General features: G+C 64.2%; 17 protein-coding genes. 9 read left to right on the top strand and 8 right to left on the bottom strand.

The window, feature by feature from the left end; all coding sequences use genetic code 11:
* Positions 1 to 378 precede the first annotated feature (378 nt).
* Together ACUJB0_RS26165 and ppa are read left to right on the top strand one after the other, a co-directional pair.
* A complete protein-coding gene (locus tag ACUJB0_RS26165; protein ID WP_444847790.1) occupies positions 379 to 876 on the top strand; it encodes a hypothetical protein in 498 nt (165 codons plus the stop codon).
* A gap of 138 nt (positions 877 to 1,014) precedes the next feature.
* Complete coding sequence (ppa, locus tag ACUJB0_RS26160) at positions 1,015 to 1,557, top strand: inorganic diphosphatase (RefSeq protein ID WP_117009736.1); 543 nt, start codon at positions 1,015 to 1,017, stop codon at positions 1,555 to 1,557.
* 40 nt (positions 1,558 to 1,597) lie between these two features.
* On the opposite strand, the gene ACUJB0_RS26155 is transcribed toward ppa, so the two are convergent.
* Positions 1,598 to 2,188, bottom strand: a complete 591-nt coding sequence (locus ACUJB0_RS26155) for a Crp/Fnr family transcriptional regulator (RefSeq protein ID WP_161090862.1) — start codon at positions 2,186 to 2,188, stop codon at positions 1,598 to 1,600.
* Positions 2,189 to 2,433: 245 nt separating this feature from the next.
* Between ACUJB0_RS26155 and ACUJB0_RS26150 the strand changes: the two genes are divergently transcribed.
* Entirely contained in the window at positions 2,434 to 3,066 is a 633-nt protein-coding gene (locus ACUJB0_RS26150; protein ID WP_444847789.1) for an HdeD family acid-resistance protein, read from the top strand.
* A 2-nt stretch (positions 3,067 to 3,068) separates the two neighbouring features.
* Here ACUJB0_RS26150 and ACUJB0_RS26145 read toward each other — a convergent pair whose 3' ends face one another.
* A complete protein-coding gene (locus ACUJB0_RS26145) occupies positions 3,069 to 4,196 on the bottom strand; it encodes a GNAT family N-acetyltransferase (protein WP_444847788.1) in 1,128 nt (375 codons plus the stop codon).
* A 127-nt stretch (positions 4,197 to 4,323) separates the two neighbouring features.
* On the opposite strand from ACUJB0_RS26145, the gene ACUJB0_RS26140 reads away from it, so the two are divergent.
* Both ACUJB0_RS26140 and ACUJB0_RS26135 read left to right on the top strand, forming a co-directional pair.
* Positions 4,324 to 6,387, top strand: a complete 2,064-nt coding sequence (locus tag ACUJB0_RS26140; protein WP_444847787.1) for an NAD(+) synthase — start codon at positions 4,324 to 4,326, stop codon at positions 6,385 to 6,387.
* A gap of 113 nt (positions 6,388 to 6,500) precedes the next feature.
* A complete protein-coding gene (locus tag ACUJB0_RS26135) occupies positions 6,501 to 6,839 on the top strand; it encodes a P-II family nitrogen regulator (protein ID WP_020705920.1) in 339 nt (112 codons plus the stop codon).
* Between the two features lie 67 nt (positions 6,840 to 6,906).
* Here the strand turns inward: ACUJB0_RS26135 and ACUJB0_RS26130 are convergent, their stop codons facing one another.
* The 4 genes from ACUJB0_RS26130 to ACUJB0_RS26115 are packed head-to-tail and all read right to left on the bottom strand — an operon-like array spanning position 6,907 to position 10,983.
* Positions 6,907 to 7,353 carry a GNAT family N-acetyltransferase gene (locus ACUJB0_RS26130; RefSeq protein WP_444847786.1) on the bottom strand — a complete coding sequence of 149 codons (447 nt, stop codon included), beginning with the start codon at positions 7,351 to 7,353 and terminating at the stop codon, positions 6,907 to 6,909.
* Positions 7,354 to 7,402: 49 nt separating this feature from the next.
* Positions 7,403 to 9,595, bottom strand: coding sequence for a formylglycine-generating enzyme family protein (locus ACUJB0_RS26125; RefSeq protein ID WP_444847785.1), 2,193 nt, complete (start codon positions 9,593 to 9,595; stop codon positions 7,403 to 7,405).
* Positions 9,595 to 10,233: a trimeric intracellular cation channel family protein gene (locus tag ACUJB0_RS26120; protein ID WP_117009744.1), complete on the bottom strand. Its 639-nt coding sequence runs from the start codon at positions 10,231 to 10,233 to the stop codon at positions 9,595 to 9,597. The genes ACUJB0_RS26125 and ACUJB0_RS26120 overlap by 1 nt, the downstream gene beginning before the upstream one ends.
* A gap of 57 nt (positions 10,234 to 10,290) precedes the next feature.
* Positions 10,291 to 10,983 (bottom strand): FMN-dependent NADH-azoreductase, encoded by a 693-nt coding sequence (locus tag ACUJB0_RS26115; RefSeq protein ID WP_444847784.1) that lies wholly within the window; start codon positions 10,981 to 10,983, stop codon positions 10,291 to 10,293.
* Between the two features lie 115 nt (positions 10,984 to 11,098).
* Between ACUJB0_RS26115 and ACUJB0_RS26110 the strand changes: the two genes are divergently transcribed.
* Complete coding sequence (locus ACUJB0_RS26110; protein WP_444847783.1) at positions 11,099 to 11,992, top strand: LysR substrate-binding domain-containing protein; 894 nt, start codon at positions 11,099 to 11,101, stop codon at positions 11,990 to 11,992.
* Positions 11,993 to 11,996: 4 nt separating this feature from the next.
* Here the strand turns inward: ACUJB0_RS26110 and ACUJB0_RS26105 are convergent, their stop codons facing one another.
* Positions 11,997 to 12,665, bottom strand: coding sequence for a Smr/MutS family protein (locus ACUJB0_RS26105; protein ID WP_444847782.1), 669 nt, complete (start codon positions 12,663 to 12,665; stop codon positions 11,997 to 11,999).
* 3 nt (positions 12,666 to 12,668) lie between these two features.
* Positions 12,669 to 13,622, bottom strand: coding sequence for a thioredoxin-disulfide reductase (gene trxB / locus ACUJB0_RS26100; RefSeq protein WP_161090812.1), 954 nt, complete (start codon positions 13,620 to 13,622; stop codon positions 12,669 to 12,671).
* A gap of 247 nt (positions 13,623 to 13,869) precedes the next feature.
* Between trxB and ACUJB0_RS26095 the strand changes: the two genes are divergently transcribed.
* From ACUJB0_RS26095 to ACUJB0_RS26085, 3 genes are all read left to right on the top strand, one after another.
* Entirely contained in the window at positions 13,870 to 16,227 is a 2,358-nt protein-coding gene (locus ACUJB0_RS26095; protein WP_444847781.1) for a DNA translocase FtsK, read from the top strand.
* Between the two features lie 15 nt (positions 16,228 to 16,242).
* On the top strand, positions 16,243 to 16,878 hold the full coding sequence (lolA, locus tag ACUJB0_RS26090; RefSeq protein ID WP_444847780.1) for an outer membrane lipoprotein chaperone LolA: 636 nt from the start codon (positions 16,243 to 16,245) through the stop codon (positions 16,876 to 16,878).
* A gap of 65 nt (positions 16,879 to 16,943) precedes the next feature.
* The gene (locus tag ACUJB0_RS26085; RefSeq protein ID WP_161084354.1) at positions 16,944 to 18,248 is read left to right on the top strand and encodes a replication-associated recombination protein A; all 1,305 of its coding nucleotides are present in this window, start codon (positions 16,944 to 16,946) and stop codon (positions 18,246 to 18,248) included.
* Positions 18,249 to 18,252 lie beyond the last annotated feature (4 nt).

Genomic DNA, 18,252 nt, shown 5'->3' with positions numbered 1-18,252 from the left:
GCCTCGAATTGGCGCTGCAGGACAACTTTAGGCCAGTGGCCTTGCGGCAGGGAGTAACAAGATTGTCGTGAAACCGGCCGAGTAATTCGCTGCGAATTTTTATTGGCCGCAGCTCGGGTATGTACAGGGCGGGGGGTGTTTTTTCGGCTTTTACTAAAACCCGCTAACCACTACTACCCGATACTAACCATCGATATTTCGTACGACTCCGCGCTATTTTCGGAACTAAAAGCCGCTAATCGCCTCTAACGAATACAGGCCGAAAATTTAGTAGTGATTAGCATGCGATCCGGCATTTTTAGTAAGTGATAGCGCTGGATAGTACAGGTCAGTAGTGGTTAGCAGCGCTTAGTAAAACCCGATTTTAGAGAGCCCCCCATGCCTACCTCGCCCAAAATCAAGCCCACGTACAACCTCCAGTTCCCGATCCGCGTCCCTGACGATGTGCTGGTTGAGCTGGGCGAATTCACCGGCAATTTCTGGTCGGATTCGCTGGCGCAGGAGCCCTTCGTTATCGAAGCTATCCGCAACTACATCAATCCCCCACCGCCCCCCTCGCAGCAGCCTGCCGCGACAACCGAGACGGGCTACCAATGGAAGCAGGTCTTTCTTCCCGAGGGCACAAGGCTGCGCGCCAGCTTCGGCAGCCAGCCCTATTTCGCCACAGTGGAGGGAGCGGAAATCAAGTATGAAGGGCACACGGTATCGCCATCGTGCTTCGCGAACCTGCACGGCAGCGGCAACCGCAATGCATGGAAAGCCATATGGCTGCGCCTTCCCGGCAGCAACGAATGGTTGTTGGCAGACGTCTGTCGATCGGCGCGAAAAGCCGCGATAGCCCGTCTGCACGAGGGCGGCGCTCAAGCAGCCCCCTGAAGAGCGTGTTGCCATTGAGCATGCTCACGGCGCCGTGGCGTCCGGGGGACTGTTTTGCGGTGCTGCGCCGCACAAGCGGGCTGTACTTCGCTATAATTACGCGGTTAAACATTTGCCAGCACTTACGAGGAAACCCCCATGAGCTTGAATAAAGTATCTTCCGGCCGCGATCTGCCGAACGATTTCAACGTCATCATCGAAATCCCGATGAACGCCGATCCGATCAAGTATGAAGTTGACAAGGAATCGGGCGCGATCTTCGTCGACCGCTTCATGGGCACCGCCATGCACTACCCATGCAACTACGGTTACGTGCCGAACACCCTGTCCGCCGACGGCGACCCGGTCGATGTGCTGGTCATCACCCCGTTCCCGCTGATCCCGGGCGTGGTCGTGCGCTGCCGTCCTGTCGGCGTGCTGAAAATGACCGACGAAGCCGGTGAAGACGCCAAAGTCCTGGCCGTGCCGGTCGACAAGGTACTGTCGATCTACAGCCACTGGCAGAAGCCGGAAGACCTGAACGAACTGCGCCTGCGCCAGATCCAGCACTTCTTCGAGCACTACAAAGACCTGGAAAAAGGCAAATGGGTCAAGATCGACGGCTGGTACGGCCCGGAAGAAGCGAAAGCCGAGATCCTGAGCGGCGTCGCAGCGTACAAGAAAGAAAACGGCATCGCCTAATCAGCGCCGCCAATGGAAAAGCCCCGCAAGGGGCTTTTTTTTATCCGCGCGGCGCGCCGCTGGCCGCCTCGGCCTCGCGCCGCAGCCGCGACATGTATTGCGGCGTGATGCCCAGGTAGGATGCGATGGCCCGCTGCGAGATGCGCGCCTCCAGCCCCGGGTATTCCTCGCGGAAGGCCGCCAGCCGCTCGTGGGCCGAGGTCTCGCCGTTGGTGTAGGCGCGCTGCGCCAGCGTCCGCAGGCCGTGCATGGCGATGTTGAGGTGGTAGTGCTGCATCACCTCGTGCTGGGCGCGCAGTTCGCAGGAGTGCTTCCAGTCCAGCGTGAAGCCGTGGATCGGCGTTTCCGCGACCAGGAATTGCACCGCCGGCTGGCCGCCTTCGCCGTTGATCAGGTCCGTCAGCGTGGTGGCCGACTCGCCCTCGCGGTAGAAGCGCAGCGTCACCTCGATGCCGTCGCGGTTGAAGAAACCGCTGCGCACCACGCCGCTGCTGATCCAGTGCACCTGGGTCGCCGGCACGCCGGCGCGCTGCAGGTATTCGCCCTTGCGCACGTGGAAGGGCTTGGCGATGGGCGCCAAAAGCTCGGTTACGTTGCTGTAGGATTCTTCGCTGACGTCGATCCGCTTCATGGTCGCGGTCTTGAAGCGCTCACGCTGTCTTATAAAATCTGCATTCATGCTTGGCTTGCCACATTCTTGATAAAACCCTACAACGGGCCCAGAGTATAGGCTCGATTGAAATTGCTGTGAAGCAAACTGGTTTCATCCCCTACGAAGATATTAGGTAACGCTTCCATTCTACCTGCGTTTTACGGAACCCTTTGCCCGCCACGCCGGTCTGACATGGGTGAGCGACGGTTGACGGGGAGGTGAGCATGGATGCGAGGCCGATGGTTTTGCGCAGCTGGTGGATGCTGGCGCTGCGGGGCGTGTTGTTGCTGCTGTTTGGCGGGCTGGCGCTGGCGATGCCGGGGCCGACCGTGCTGGGCCTGGTGGCGATCTTCGCCGTCTATGCGCTGCTGGCCGGCGTCATCTACCTGGCCGGCACCTGGCGCCACCGGCGCCACGCCACCGGCACCCACGCGGTCGACTGGTGGCTGCTGCTGTTGGTGGGCCTGGTGAGCGTGGGCGCCGGCGTGGTGGCCATCATGCAGCCCTTGCTGGCGGCGCTGGTGGTGGTGATTGTCATCGGCGTCAACGCCATGATCAGCGGCGTGCTGGACATCATCCTGGCCGTGCGCCTGCGCAACCACCTGCGCGGCGGCGCCTGGTTGCTGCTGGCCGGCGGCCTGGTGTCGCTGGTGGTCGGCACGGTGCTGGTGACGCTGCCCGGCATGGGCGTGCTGGCGCTGGCGTGGCTGGTCGGCGCCTATGCCATCGTGGCGGGCCTGCTGTACCTGATGCTGGCCTACCGCGCCTACGCGCCCACGCCGGGGCGCGCGGCCAAGCCGGGCCACGACGAGCGGCGCATGGGAGAGCGCCGCACCGCGCCGGCCAGCCCGCAGTGATGTCAGCCGGCCTTGAACGGCACGTGCTCGGCCAGTTCGTCGATGTAGTCGTCCATCGCCGCGGTTTCCTCGCGCAGGAAGTCGGCGATCGCACCGGCGAAGCGCGGATCGGCCACCCAGTGGGCGGACCAGGTCGGCGTCGGCACCAGTCCGCGCGACATCTTGTGCACGCCCTGCGCGCCGCCCTCGAAGCGGGCGATGCCGTGGCGGATGCAGTAGTCGATCGATTGCACGTAGCAGGTTTCGAAGTGCAGGCCGGAGACGAATTCCAGCGTGCCCCAGTAGCGCCCGTACATGATGCCGCCGCCCACCAGGTTCAGCGCGGCCGCCACCGGGGCGTCGCCGCGCCTGGCCAGCACCATCATCATGCTGTCCGGCGTCTCGCGCAGGATGCGCTCGAAGAAGGCTTTCGACAGGTAGGGCTTGGAGTAGTGCGCGTGGTAGGTCGACACGTAGCAGCGGTAGAAGAAGTCCAGCACCCCGGCGCCGATCCGCGCGCCGGCCAGGTGCTCGAAGACGATGCCGGCGTCCTGCACGCGGCGGCGGTCCTGGCGGATCTTCTTGCGCTTGTCCATCTTCATGCTGGCCAGGAAGGCCTCGAAGTCCGCATAGCCGGGATTATCCCAGTGGAACTGGACGCCCTCGCGCAGCATGTAGCCAGCCTCGGCCAGCGCCTGCTTGTCCTGCGCGTCGGGGAACAGGATGTGCAGCGACGACGTGCCCAGCTGGCGCGCCACCTGCAGCGCGGCGCGCGCCAGCAGCTGGCGGTCCTCCTGCGTGCGGGCCAGCAGGCGGCTGCCCGTCACCGGCGTGAACGGCACCGCCGACAGCAGCTTGGGGTAGTAGTCGATGCCGTTGCGGTGGAAGGCGTCGGCCCAGGCGTGGTCGAACACATATTCGCCCCGGCTGTGATCCTTCAGGTACAGCGGCATGGCGCCGGCCAGCACGCCGTCGCGGTGCAGCACCAGGTAGCGCGGCGTCCAGCCGGTGTCGGGCGACGCGCAGCCGGTCTCGTGCAGCGCGTGCAGGAAGCCGTGGGACAAGGTCGGATTGTCGCCGGCCAGCGCCTGCCATTGCGCGGGGTCCACGCTGTCCAGTGTATCGATGATGGTCAAGACTGCTTCTGACACGCCTGCCTCCGGCCTTTGATGTTGGCGCAAGTCTAGCCTATCTGGCGCGGCTTTGTTGGCGGCGGCGCGGCTGTGCCCGTGCGATAATTCGATTTTGCATGTCCCTTGTGCTCGCGAAAGACTACACATGACCTCGAATTTCCTGAATCTGTACACGCACGATTTCGCCCGCGTCGCCATTGCCGCGCCGGTCTGCCGCATCGCCGATCCCGCCTACAACGCCGCCCGGACCATCGAGCTGGCCGGACAGGCCGCCGCCCAGGGCGCCGCGCTGGTGGCCTTCCCCGAGCTGGGCCTGTCGGCCTACACCTGCGACGACCTGTTCCACCAGCGCGCCCTGCTGGACGGCTGCCTCGACGCGCTCGACAGCATCGTCGCCGCCTCGCAGCAATGGAAGCTGGCGCTGGTGGTCGGCGTGCCGCTGCGGGTCGAGCACCAGCTGTACAACTGCGCGGTGGTGATCGCCAACGGCCAGATCCAGGGCGTGGTGCCGAAGAGCTACCTGCCCAACTACGGCGAGTTCTACGATGCCCGCCAGTTCAGCAGCGGCGACTACGCGGTCGCCACCGAGATCGACCTGCTGGGCGAGCGCGTGCAGTTCGGTTCCGGCCTGCTGTTCGAGGTGGCCGACATGCCGCTGTTCAAATTCCACGTCGAGATCTGCGAGGACGTGTGGGTGCCGATTCCGCCGTCGTCGTTCGCCGCGCTGGCCGGCGCCACGGTGCTGGTCAACCTGTCGGCGTCGAACGCGCTGGTGGGCAAGGCCGGCTACCGCAACCAGCTGGTGTCGCAGCAATCGGCGCGCTGCATCTCGGCCTACCTGTACACCTCGGCAGGCACCGGCGAATCGACCACCGACCTGGCCTGGGACGGGCAGGGCGTGATCTGCGAGAACGGCGAGCTGCTGGCCGAGTCCAAGCGCTTCAGCGACGAAGCCACGCTGACCTTCGCCGACATCGACCTGGAGCGCCTGTCGCGCGAGCGCATGCGCATGAACACCTTCGCGCAATCGGTGCAGCGCCACGCGGCCGAGGTGAACAAATTCCGCACCGTGTTCTTCGAACTGGAGATCGGCCGCGAAGCGCCGCTGGCGCTGAAGCGCTGCGTCGAACGCTTCCCGTACGTGCCGGCCGACGCGCGCCGCCGCGACGAGCGCTGCAACGAGGTCTACAACATCCAGGTGCAGGCGCTGGCGCAGCGCCTCACCTCCAGCAACATCAAGAAAATCGTCATCGGCATTTCCGGCGGCCTCGACTCGACCCATGCGCTGCTGGTGTGCGCGCGCGTGATGGACAAGCTGAACCTGCCGCGCACCAACATCCTGGCCTACACCATGCCCGGCTTCGCCACCAGCGATCGCACGCTCAAGCAGGCGCATGCGCTGATGAAGCTGGTCGGCTGCTCGGCGCAGGAAATCGACATCCGCCCGAGCTGCATCCAGATGCTGAAGGACCTGAACCATCCGTACTCGGAAGGGCAGGCGCAATACGACATCACGTTTGAAAACGTCCAGGCCGGCGAGCGCACCAACCACCTGTTCCGGCTGGCGAACCACCACAACGCCATCGTCTGCGGCACGGGCGACCTGAGCGAACTGGCGCTGGGCTGGTGCACCTACGGCGTGGGCGACCACATGTCGCACTACAACGTCAACGCCAGCGTACCGAAGACGCTGATCTCGCACCTGGTGCGCTGGGTGGCCGAATCGGGCGTGATCGGCCGCAACGACGCGCAGGTGCTGCTGGACATCCTCGGCACCGAGATCAGCCCCGAGCTGGTGCCGGGCACGGCCGACGGCCAGCCGGAGCAGCGCACCGAAAGCACCATCGGCCCGTACGAACTGCAGGACTTCAACCTGTACTACGTGCTGCGCTTCGGCTTCCGTCCGTCCAAGGTCGCCTTCCTGGCGCTGACCGCGTGGCAGGACAAGGAAAAGGGCCGCTGGCCGGACGGCGACCACGTCACGCGCAACCAGTACGGACTGGGCGCGATCAAGAAGAATCTGGGCATCTTCCTGGACCGTTTCTTCCGCACCAGCCAGTTCAAGCGCAGCTGCGTGCCGAACGCACCGAAAGTGGGCAGCGGCGGTTCATTGTCGCCGCGCGGCGACTGGCGCGCGCCGAGCGACGCGCAAAGCGTTGTATGGCTGGAGGAATTGCGCTCCATTCCGGTGCAAGAAGCAGGGAATTGACAGGTATTCGCATACGTTGATGGACAGTAGGCGCGTGTCGATTACAATACAAAGTAATCGCTCGCGGCTCGCCCGGCTACAGATTTTCGATTTAAATAAAATTAGGAGAAGTCATGAAACAGATTACCGCTGTGATCAAGCCGTTCAAACTGGATGAAGTGCGTGAAGCGCTGGCAGAGGTCAACGTCACCGGCCTGACGGTCACCGAAGTCAAGGGCTTCGGCCGCCAGAAGGGCCACACCGAGCTGTATCGTGGCGCCGAATACGTGGTGGACTTCCTGCCGAAGGTCAAGGTTGAAGTCGTGGTCGACGACGGCGTGGCCGAGCAGGTGGTGGACGCCATCATCAAGGCCGCCCGCACCGGCAAGATCGGCGACGGCAAGATCTTCGTGCAGAACGTCGAGCAGGTCATCCGCATCCGCACCGGCGAAACCGGCGCCGAAGCCGTCTAAGCGCGTCCCGCCGCACCAATCAAAATGCCGCTTGATGCGGCATTTTTTTATACTGTTTCCGTCCGGGTTAGATGGCGTAGGTATAGAAGAAGTCGTCGTCGCGTTCCCACCCTTCGCGTTCGTACAGCGCCTGCGCCGTGGTGTTGGTGAGCGAGGTGGAGAGTCCCAGACGGATGGCGCCCACCGCGCGCGCGAAGTCGATCGATGCCGACAGCAGGCCGGAGGCGACGCCCTTGCGCCGCCCACCCTCGTTGACGAACAAGTCGTTCAAGACAAAAATCCGTCCAAGCGAAACGCTGGAGAAACTCGGGTACAGCTGGGTGAAGCCGACCGGGTTGGCGCCATCGTGGGCGATGAACAGCACCGATTCTCCATGCTCGAAGCGGTCCAGAAGGAATTGCTTGGCCGCCGCCACGTCGCTCTGCCGGCCGTAGAACTGGCGGTAGCCGTCAAATAAAACGGACAGGGCTTCGATGTCGGCCAACACGGCCTGGCGGATGCTGATGTTGCTCATGCGTTTCTCTTTCGTGAATAGTTAAAGTTGTTGAGGGCGGTGTGCCCATTTATTTGGCTGCCGCATCCTTGACGCCCCGGAACCCGATGCCGCCGGAGCGGTCCTTCGATGGCGCCATGAGCAGGTATTTTCCGTGTTCATTGAGCTTGTAGGCTTGCGGGAAATACCAGTACGAGTCTTGCGGCTGGTAGTAGCTGCCGCCGCGCAGGATCGCCGCGCGGGTGTGCTCGTCGGCGAACTCGTTAGTCCATTGCCAGACGTGGCCAATCATGTCTTCGACGCCGAACGGACTGGCGCCCTGTGGGTGCTGCCCGACCGGTTCGGGCGCCGGCAGCTCGCGCCCCTTGGCGGGCGCGGACACCATGGCGGCATCCCACGCGTTCCCCCATGGGTACAGGCGGCCGTCGCCGCCTTGCGCGGCGTACTGCCATTCCCATTCATTCGGCAGGCGCTTGCCGGCCCAGCGCAGATAGGCGCGCGCGTCCTCCAGCGACACCCAGGTCACCGGCCGGTTTTCATCGCCGGCTTTCGGGGCGCCATCGACCCAGTGCTTCAGGAAGTTGTGCGCGTCCTTCGGGCGATACGCCGTCGCGCTGACGAAGGCCTTGAACTGGGCGTTGGTCACCGGATGCTTGTCCATGTAGAACGGCTTGATCGACAGGCTATGCACATGGCCGCGCCGCGCAACGGTCTCCCACGGATATTGCACATCCAGCCCCGGTTTGTTTTCGCCTTCGATTTCAATGCCGTGAACCTGGAAGTCGAAAACCGCTCCCGGTATCCTGACCATGCCTTCGGGCTGGCTGGTGGCGGGCGAGGTGGCTTCAACCGGCGTCATGGTCTGGAGCAGCGGCTTCCACTCGCTGGAGTAGGACTGCAAGGGCCGCGCAGCCTGCTGCGCCAGCCGCTTCAGAGTGGCGTCCAGATTGGCGACGTGCGCATCGCGGTCGACGCGCAGCACGGCACCATAGCCGTGCGCCTCCATCGGCATGCTCAGCTCGGCGTAGCCGTCGCGGACCAGCGGTTTGATTTCCTTGCCGTTCCACAGATCGAAATAGCGCTGGCCCGGCTGGTGCGCAACGCGCATGATGCGCTCGCTCACGTCCCAGTCGGTGCGGTTGATGATCGTCCACAGCGTGCTGCCCGGCAGCGGGAACTCGCTGGCGTAGACGCCGTAATGCAGCGTCGGCACATGCGGCACCCAGCCGGCGCTGACCAGATGATCGGGGAGGGCGCGGTAGATGGTGGCGATGCGGCGCATGGCCTCGCCGTCGCGCGCGGTGAACTGGTTCCACCAGCCCCAGACGTTCTCCCAGCTTTCAACGCCGACGCCGTTGAAGAAGGCGTCCTGCAAAATACTGGTGCGGTCGGTGGCCCAGCGGTCGCACACGTGAACCATGTGGCGCGGCTCCATCCACTTCCATTTGCTGACCAGCGGCACCAGCGGCGTCGTCCAGTAGCCCCAGCTCTGCTGGTTGTAGGCCAGCATGCCGTCGTCCTTGAAGGCCAACTCCGGTTCCAGCGCGACCGGATGGCCGGTGGCGTCGGAGGCGGTGCGGTAGGCCAGCGGCAGGCCGTCCATGGTGTCGCCGTTGATGCCGTCCGCGCCGATCTCCGCCATCAGCGCCGCCGTGGCCTGGTGCATGGTGGTGCCGACATCGCGCGAACCGGTATCCCACGGCATGGTCGGGAAGAAGACCTTGACGCCGCGCGCGTGGAAATCCTGGATCAGCTGCCGCACGCCGGCTATGCCGCCGGGCAGGTCGCGCACCATGTCCCACTGGTTGCGGTTGTCGACGCCGATGTTGGGATAGACCGGCCACAGCAGCACACTGTCGATACCGCCGTAGCGCCGTTCAAGGTCGTTCAGGTAGCGGTCGACGGTGTAGCGTCCGGCGACCGGGTCGTACAGGTAGCGGTCCTCGACCATCGCCTGCGGCTGCACGAAATTGCGCTGGGTCCAGCGCAGCTCCGGGCGGCGGTATTGCGCGTCGTCGTAGCCGATGGCGGCCAGCCGATTGCTGCGCCAGGTGCGCATCGCGGCCAGCCATTCCGCATGCTTGCCATTGGGATCGCGCTTCCAGTTGTTGAGGCGGGCGAGCCAGTCCACCTCGCCGATGTCCTGCTGGTCGGGGCCCAGCAACTGGCTACCGCGCACCTCTATCGCAACTGGCGCCGCGCCTGCCTGCGCGACGATCGCGCCCGATAACAACGCCGCCACGGCGGCTGGAATTATTTTCATCAGTTTTTGTGATAGTGGAGATGCAGTTCGAACTTCCAGGTGACCAGCCGCAGCAAGGTGATGCAGGCCGCGCTGGCCCACAGCGCGAAGTCGTCCGAGACGTCGGTGTATTGCAGGCCGATGTACATCCAGCAGCCGAAGAAGGCGCAGATGGCGTACGGTTTGCCGTCGCGGAAGACCATCGGCACCTCGTTGCAGACGATGTCGCGCAGCACGCCGCCGAAGATGCCGGTGATCACGCCCATCATCGACGCGATGAACAGCGGCATGTGCGCCGCCTGCGCCTGCGACACGCCAGCCACGGCAAACAAGCCGAGGCCGATGGCGTCGGCGATGACGATCAGGCGTTCGGACAGGATCTGGCGCAGCGTGCGCATCAGCGGCGCGGCGACCAGCGCCAGGATGAAGATCAGGATCGCGTATTCCTGGTGCAGCACCCAGAACAGCGGCCTGCGGTCGAGCAGGATGTCGCGCAGCGTGCCGCCGCCGAACGCGGTGATGAAGGCCACCGTGAACACGCCCACCACGTCCATGCGTTTGCGGCGCGCTTCAACAAAGCCGGAAAACGCACCCACCAATATCGCGACAACTTCGATCACGGTGATCAGGGAAACGTGCGGAACAGGGACGTGCTTCATGTAGGCGATCGGACAAATTGACGATGCCATAGGTTAACATGACAAACCGACCACGTGTCATGAATCTGAACTCGGACGCCGCTGCGCGCCTAACTGCGCCACCAGCCGCTCGACGTGTGACTCCGCCGCCACAATCGACTCCTGCAGCCGGGCGTCGCCGAACTCGTCGAATTCGACGGCCACGCCATGCACGTCGGTGATGCCGATGTAGCCGAGCGCCGTGGTGATGGACGGTTCGACGTGGTTCATGTGGGCGATGCGCTGGCCCTCGCCGTAGCCGTAATCGCCGCGAGAACTGAGGATGACGAACGATTTGCGGTCCTGGTCCAGCAGCGGCCAGTAGGGTGCTCCGGCGCGGCCGCGGTCGAAGCCGAAGGTCCGGCCCACGCGCACGATGTTGTCGATGTAGGCCTTGAACTGCGCCGGCACGTTGAAGTTATACATCGGCACGCCGGCCACGATGACGTCGGCCGCGCACAGTTCGTCGATCAGCTGGTCGCTTTCGCGCAGCACCGCGTCCATCCACGGCAGGCGCTGCTCGGGCTTGGTGAAGGCCGCGTGTATCCATTCGCCGGTGACGTGCCGCGGCGGATGTGCGCCCACATCGCGATAGATCGCGGTGCCGTCCGGATGCGCGGCGCGCCAGCGGGCGACAAAATGCGACGTCAGGCGCCGGGTGTGCGAGCCGAACGGCTGGTTGGCGGAATTGCCGGGGCGGGCGCTGGAATCGATGTGGAGGAGTGTGGTCATGGTTAGCTTGCGGTATGCTCGTGGGTTGTCGAGCAATGACTATAGGCCGCGCCGCCAGACCCGACAAACCAGCTGTATTGATGCCAGATGAATTGGATTCACCCAAGGACATTCCATGTTTCGAGCTTTACCGGTTATCGCATTGCGCACCTTCGAATCCTCGGCGCGCCACTTGAGCTTCAAGCTCGCCGCCGAGGAGCTGGCGGTGACGCCGGGCGCGGTCTCGCATCAGGTGCGGACGCTGGAAGAGTGGCTGGGTGTGGCATTGTTCGACCGCCTGCCGCGCGGCGTCCGGCTCACGCCCAAGGGCGAAAAACTGTTCCACTCATTGCATTCGGCGCTGGCCGACCTGGCGCAGGTAACCAGCAGCCTGCGCGAAGTGCCGGTGGCCGGCCGGCTGACCGTGACCACCCCCTCGTCGTTCGCCGCGCTGTGGCTGGTGCCGCGCCTGGACCGTTTCTACGCCAGGCACCCGGAAGTCAATCTCCGGCTGGATACGTCGACCGCAACCATCGACCTGCAACAGGACGCCAGCGTCGACGTCGCGATCCGCTACGGCGGCGGCCCTTATTCGGACCTGTACAGCCCGGGCAGCATGGCCGAAACCTTCGGCGTCTACGGCGCGCCGGGCAGGGTGGATGAGTGGATGGCGCACGCCGCACCGTCGCTGATTTCGGTCCACTGGAACAAGTCCACGCTGTACCGCGACAGCTGGCGCGCGTGGTGCGACGAGGCCGGCAAGGACTGGCTGCCGACGCTGGCGCTGCGGGAATATGCGGAAGAAATGTACGCGCTGCAGGCGGCGATCGCGGGGCAGGGCCTGGTGATGGCCAGTTCCATCCTGGTCGCCGACACGGAGCAGAGGGGATTGTTGAAAGCGGCGCGGCCGGACCTGCAAATCCCCGGCGGCACCTACACAGTGTTGTGCGTGCCGGGCCGGGAACGGCACCCGCCGGTACAAGCTTTCTTCGATTGGTTGCGCGACGAGTGGAACACCGCCGCGCCGTAAAGGTTTAGCGCACCGGCTTGAGCGCCGCGCGCAACAGCACGATCAACGCGCCTTCGCCACCTTCGGACGAGCGCGCCTGGCAGAAGGCCACGACTTCCTCCTTCTGCACCAGCCAGCTGTGCACCATCGACTTGAGCACCGGCTCCTGGCCGCGCGAGCCGAAGCCCCGGCCATGGATCACGCACACGCAGCGGTAATTGCGCATGGCCGACTTGCGCAGGAAATCGCCGATGGCGTCGCGCGCGTCGTCGCGGCGCAGGCCGTGCAGGTCCAGCTCATCCTGCACCGGCCAGTGGCCCTTGCGCATCTTCTTCACCACGTCCGGGCCGACGCCGGGCGCGGCGTAGTTCAGCGCCGGATCGTCTTCCAGGTAATGATCGACTTCGAACAGGTCGGACAAGGACTCGCGCAGCACCGCCGCATCGTCCTCGGCCTGGGTCAGCTTGCGGGCCGGCGCGGCGGCCGTGGCGGCCGACTTCGGCAGCGACGGCACGTAGCGGTCCGACACCGGCATGCGCTTGACGCCGCCCACGCTGGCCTGGAAGATATTCGCCTCCACGGCCCGCGTTTTCTCCTGCTTGACGCGCTCCGCCTCGGCGGCGGCGCGCGCGTCAGCCTGTTCCTTGAGCTGCTTGGCCAAGGATTTCAGGTCGGCGAAGTCTTTCAAGCCCACGACTTACTCCTGGCCTTCGAGGTAGCGCTGGGCGTCCAGCGCGGCCATGCAGCCGGTGCCGGCGCTGGTGATGGCCTGGCGGTAGATGTGGTCCTGCACGTCGCCGGCGGCGAACACGCCCGGCACGCTGGTCGCGGTGGCCATGCCCTCGGTACCGGTCTTGGTCTTGATGTAACCGTTGTGCATGTCCAGCTGGCCTTCGAAGATGCCGGTGTTCGGCTTGTGGCCGATGGCGATGAACAGGCCGTGCACGGTCACGTCGGTGACGGCGCCGTTCTCGGTCGAGGCGATCTTGATGCCGGTCACGCCGCTGTCGTTGCCCACCACTTCCTGCAGCGTGTGGTTGTACTTGATGACGATCTTGCCCTCGGCGACCTTGGCGTTCAGGCGGTCGATCAGGATGGCTTCGGCGCGGAACTTGTCGCGGCGGTGGATCAGCGTGACCTTGGTGGCGATGTTGGACAGGTACAGCGCTTCCTCGACAGCGGTGTTGCCGCCGCCGACCACGGCCACTTCCTGGCCACGGTAGAAGAAACCGTCGCAGGTGGCGCAGGCCGACACGCCCTTGCCCATGAACGCCTGTTCCGACGGCAGGCCCAGGTACTGTGCCGAGGCGCCGGTCGAGATGATCAGCGTATCGCAGGTGTACTCATGGCTGTCGCCGATCAGGCGGATCGGCTTTTCCTGCAACTTGACCGTATGGATATGGTCGAACACGATGTCGGTATTGAAACGCTCGGCGTGCTGCAGGAAACGCTGCATCAGGTCCGGGCCTTGCACGCCCATCGGGTCCGCCGGCCAGTTTTCCACGTCGGTGGTGGTCATCAGCTGGCCGCCTTGCTCGACGCCGGTCACCAGCATCGGCTTCAGGTTGGCGCGCGCGGCGTAGATGGCGGCGCTGTAGCCGGCGGGGCCGGAGCCAAGGATCAGTACACGGGCGTGTTTAGGAGTGGTCATGGAAGGCTTCTTAATATGTTGGATTAATCCGAATTTGGGGGCTATTTTAGTGACGGCAAGGGCGGCGGCAGGGCCGCCGCTATTGCATTCACGCAGGCAATACAAGATTATAGTGCAAGCAGCCGATCAGGATGAATCGTCGGGCCTGTTGGGGCCCTTATGCCTTAGAATAGCCATATCTGAATTTCCTGACCGACAAGATTGCAACACCTTTATACCTATGAGCAGTAAAAAAGTTCAGGAACGCATGCCAAAAGCCACTTCCTCCGGTTCTTCCGCCTATACCCGCACCCCGACCGAACGCCAACCTTTGCCCAACCGGCTGGTGCGGCTGCTGTCGGAGGCGCGCTGGCTGGCGCTGGCTGTGCTGGGCCTGTATTTCGTGCTGATCCTCATCAGCTACGACAAGATGGACCCCGGCTGGTCCCACGAAACGCTGGTGCCCAAAGTGCACAATCTCGGCGGGAGGGCGGGCGCCTGGCTGTCCGACCTGCTGTTGTATATTTTCGGCTTCTCGGCCTGGTGGTGGGCGTTCTGCCTGCTGCGCATCGTCTGGCTGGGCTACCGCCGGCTGACGCAGAAGTACGTGCTGTCCAAGGAACCTGATCCAGAACACGCCCAGGAACCGCTGATCCGCGCGATCGGCTTCGTGCTGCTGTTTATCGGCAGCGTCGGGCTGGAATACCTGCGCATGTACACCCTGCACGTGCAGCTGCCGCGCGCGCCGGGCGGCGTGCTGGGGCAATTGATCGGCCATTCGGCCCACGTCGCGTTCGGGTTCACCGGCGCGACGCTGCTGCTGTTGCTGCTGTTCGGTCTGGGCCTGAGTCTGTTCTTCCACGTCTCGTGGCTGACCTTGGCCGAGCGCATCGGCGGCGGCATCGAGATGATGATCGACTGGTTCATCCAGCGCTACCAGTACCGCGAGGACCGCCGCCAGGGCGAGGTCGCGGCGGTCAAGCGCGAGGAGGTGGTGGTCATCGAGCGCGCCAAGCACGTGGAGAAGCATCCCGTGGCCGCGCCGCCGGTCAAGATCGAACCGCAGGTGGTCACGGTGGTCAAGTCCGAGCGGGTGGAGAAGGAGCGCCAGGCCAATCTGTTCCAGGACTTGAGCGGCGACAGCGCCTTGCCGGCCCTGTCCCTGCTGGACGAGGCGGCCGAGGTGCAGGAAACCGTGCCGATCGAGACGCTGGAATTCACCAGCCGCCTGATCGAGAAGAAGCTGTCCGACTTCGGCGTCGAAGCCAAGGTGGTGGCGGCCTATCCGGGTCCGGTGGTCACGCGCTACGAGATCGAACCGGCCACCGGCGTCAAGGGCAGCCAGATCGTCGGCCTGGCGCGCGACCTGGCGCGTTCGCTGTCGCTGACCTCGATCCGCGTGGTCGAGACCATCCCGGGCAAGAACTACATGGCGCTGGAGCTGCCGAATCCGAAACGCCAGATCGTGCGCCTGAGCGAGATCGTCGGCTCCAAGGTCTACAACGACAATCCATCGCCGCTGACCGTGGCGCTGGGCAAGGACATCGCGGGCAAGGCCGTGGTGGCCGACCTGGCCAAGATGCCGCACTTGCTGGTGGCCGGTACCACCGGCTCGGGTAAATCGGTGGGCATCAACGCCACCATCCTGTCGCTGCTGTACAAGTCCGACCCGGCCGACGTGCGCATGATTCTGATCGATCCGAAGATGCTGGAGATGTCGGTGTACGAAGGCATCCCGCACCTGCTGGCGCCGGTGGTGACCGACATGCGCCAGGCCGGCCACGCGCTGAACTGGGCGGTCAACGAGATGGAGCGCCGCTACAAGCTGATGTCCAAGCTGGGCGTGCGTAACCTGGCCGGCTACAACGCCAAGATCGCCGAGGCCAAGAAGAAGGAAGAGCTGATCCCGAATCCGTTCAGCCTGACGCCGGATTCGCCGGAGCCGTTGGAAAAACTGCCGACCATCGTCATCATCATCGACGAGCTGGCCGACCTGATGATGGTGGTCGGCAAAAAGGTGGAAGAACTGATCGCCCGTATCGCGCAAAAGGCCCGTGCGGCCGGCCTGCACTTGATTCTGGCGACGCAGCGCCCATCTGTGGACGTGATCACGGGCCTGATCAAGGCCAACATCCCGACCCGTATCGCGTTCCAGGTATCGTCGAAGATCGACTCGCGCACGATTCTGGACCAGATGGGCGCGGAAACGCTGCTCGGCATGGGCGACATGCTGTACATGCCGCCGGGCACGGGCCTGCCGGTGCGGGTGCACGGCGCCTTCGTCTCGGATGACGAGGTGCACCGCGTGGTCAAGCACTTGAAGACCACCGGCGAGCCGGACTACATCGACGGCATCCTCGAAGGCGGCACGCTGGAGGGCGAGGGCGGCGGTGCCGGCGGCGAGGCGGGCGAGGGCGGCGGCGAGGCCGATCCGATGTACGACCAGGCGGTGCAGGTGGTGCTGAAAAACCGCCGCGCATCGATCTCGCTGGTGCAGCGCCATCTGCGCATCGGCTACAACCGCGCGGCGCGCCTGCTGGAACAAATGGAAAACAGCGGAGTCGTCTCCGCCATGCAATCGAACGGCAACCGCGACATCCTGGTGCCGGCCGCCAGTGCTGAATAAAATAGGATAAACCGTATGATGCGTTTCAAGAATATCGCGGTATTGACCGCCGGCCTGCTGGCCGCCACCCTGGCCCAGGCCAGCGCGCTGGAGCAGTTCAAGACCTTCGTGGCCTCGACCAAGGCCGCCAAGGGCGAGTTCACGCAGAAGCAGGTGAAGAACACCAACGGCGAAACGCCCAAGGCGTCCAACACCGCCACCGGCACCTTCGTGTTCGCCCGTCCAGGCAAGTTCATCTGGACCTACGTGAAGCCCTACGACCAGGTGCTGCAAGCCGATGGCGACCAGCTGTTCATCTTCGACAAGGACTTGAACCAGGTCACGGTGAAGAAGCTGGGCGACGCGCTGGGCTCGTCGCCGGCCGCCATCCTGTTCGGCAGCAACGACCTGGAGAAGAACTTCACCTTGTCCGAAGCGGGCACGAAGGATGGCCTGGAATGGCTGAAGGCGGTGCCGAAAGCCAAGGACACCAGCTTCGAGCAAATCACCATCGGCCTGCGCAACGGCTTGCCGGAGGCGATGGAGCTGAAGGACTCGTTCGGCCAGACCTCGGTGCTGTCGTTCCGCAAGATCGAAAAAAATCCGGCGCTGACTGCGACGAGTTTTAAATTCGTCATGCCGAAGGGCGCCGACGTATTCAATAATAATTAAGCCCTTGCTGTCGCGGGCGCCGACGCCGCAGCCGCGACGCTGCGGCGTTTTTCCTTTTAAAGATCATGGCAGATTTATTTTCCACCGAACCGCGCCAGCCGCTGGCCGAAGCCCTGCGGCCCAAGACGCTCGACGACGTCATCGGCCAGCACCACCTGCTGGGGCCGGGCAAGCCGCTGCGCCTGGCGTTTGAATCGGGCCAGCCGCATTCGATGATCTTGTGGGGGCCGCCGGGCGTGGGCAAGACCACGCTGGCGCGGCTGACCGCCAATGCCTACGAGTGCGAATTCATCGCCTTGTCGGCCGTGTTCTCCGGCGTGAAGGACATCCGCGCCGCGATGGAGCAGGCCCAGCACAACCTGGACATGGGCAAGCACACCATCCTGTTCGTCGACGAGATCCACCGCTTCAACAAGTCGCAGCAGGACGCCTTGCTGCCGTATGCCGAGTCCGGCCTGGTCACGCTGATCGGCGCCACCACCGAGAACCCTTCGTTCGAAGTCAACTCGGCTCTGTTGTCGCGCTCGCAGGTCTACGTGTTGCATTCGTTTGACGAGGCCGAGCTGCGCCAGCTGGTCGACAAGGCCCGCGCCAAGGTGCTCACGCATCTGGAGTTCGACGAAGCCGCGATCGACACGCTGATCGGCTACGCCGACGGCGACGGCCGCCGACTGCTGAACCTGCTTGAACAGACCAGCACCGCCGCCAACGCCGCCAAGACCAACAAGATCACGCCAGAGTTCATCCAGAACGCGCTGACCCTGAACGCGCGCCGCTTCGACAAGGGCGGCGACAATTTCTACGACCAGATCTCGGCTCTGCACAAGTCGGTGCGCGGCTCCAATCCCGACGCCGCGCTGTACTGGCTGTGCCGCATGCTGGACGGCGGCGCCGACGCCAAATACCTGTCGCGCCGCATTGTCCGCATGGCATGGGAAGACATCGGCCTGGCCGACCCGCGCGCCATGCAGCTGGCCAACGACGCGGCCGCCACATACGAGCGGCTCGGATCGCCGGAAGGCGAGCTGGCGCTGGGGCAGGCCGTGATCTACCTGGCCATCGCCGCCAAGAGCAACGCCGGCTACAACGCCTTCAACCAGGCGATGGCCTTCGTCAAAAAGGACAAATCGCGCGAAGTGCCGGTCCACCTGCGCAACGCACCGACCAAGCTGATGAAGGAACTCGGCTACGGCCACGAATACCGCTACGCCCACGACGAACCGCACGCCTACGCCGCCGGCGAAACCTACTTCCCCGACGACATGCGAGAGCCCGGCTGGTATCAGCCCGTACCGCGCGGCCTCGAAAGTAAAATTTCCGATAAGATGGCTTTCCTGCGCAAGCTCGACGAGGATGCCGGCAAGAGCTGATGTG

Origin of the sequence: Duganella caerulea (genome assembly GCF_040362985.1) — a bacterium.
Classification (GTDB): domain Bacteria; phylum Pseudomonadota; class Gammaproteobacteria; order Burkholderiales; family Burkholderiaceae_D; genus Rugamonas; species Rugamonas vulcania.
This window is presented reverse-complemented; position numbering and strand designations above follow the sequence as displayed.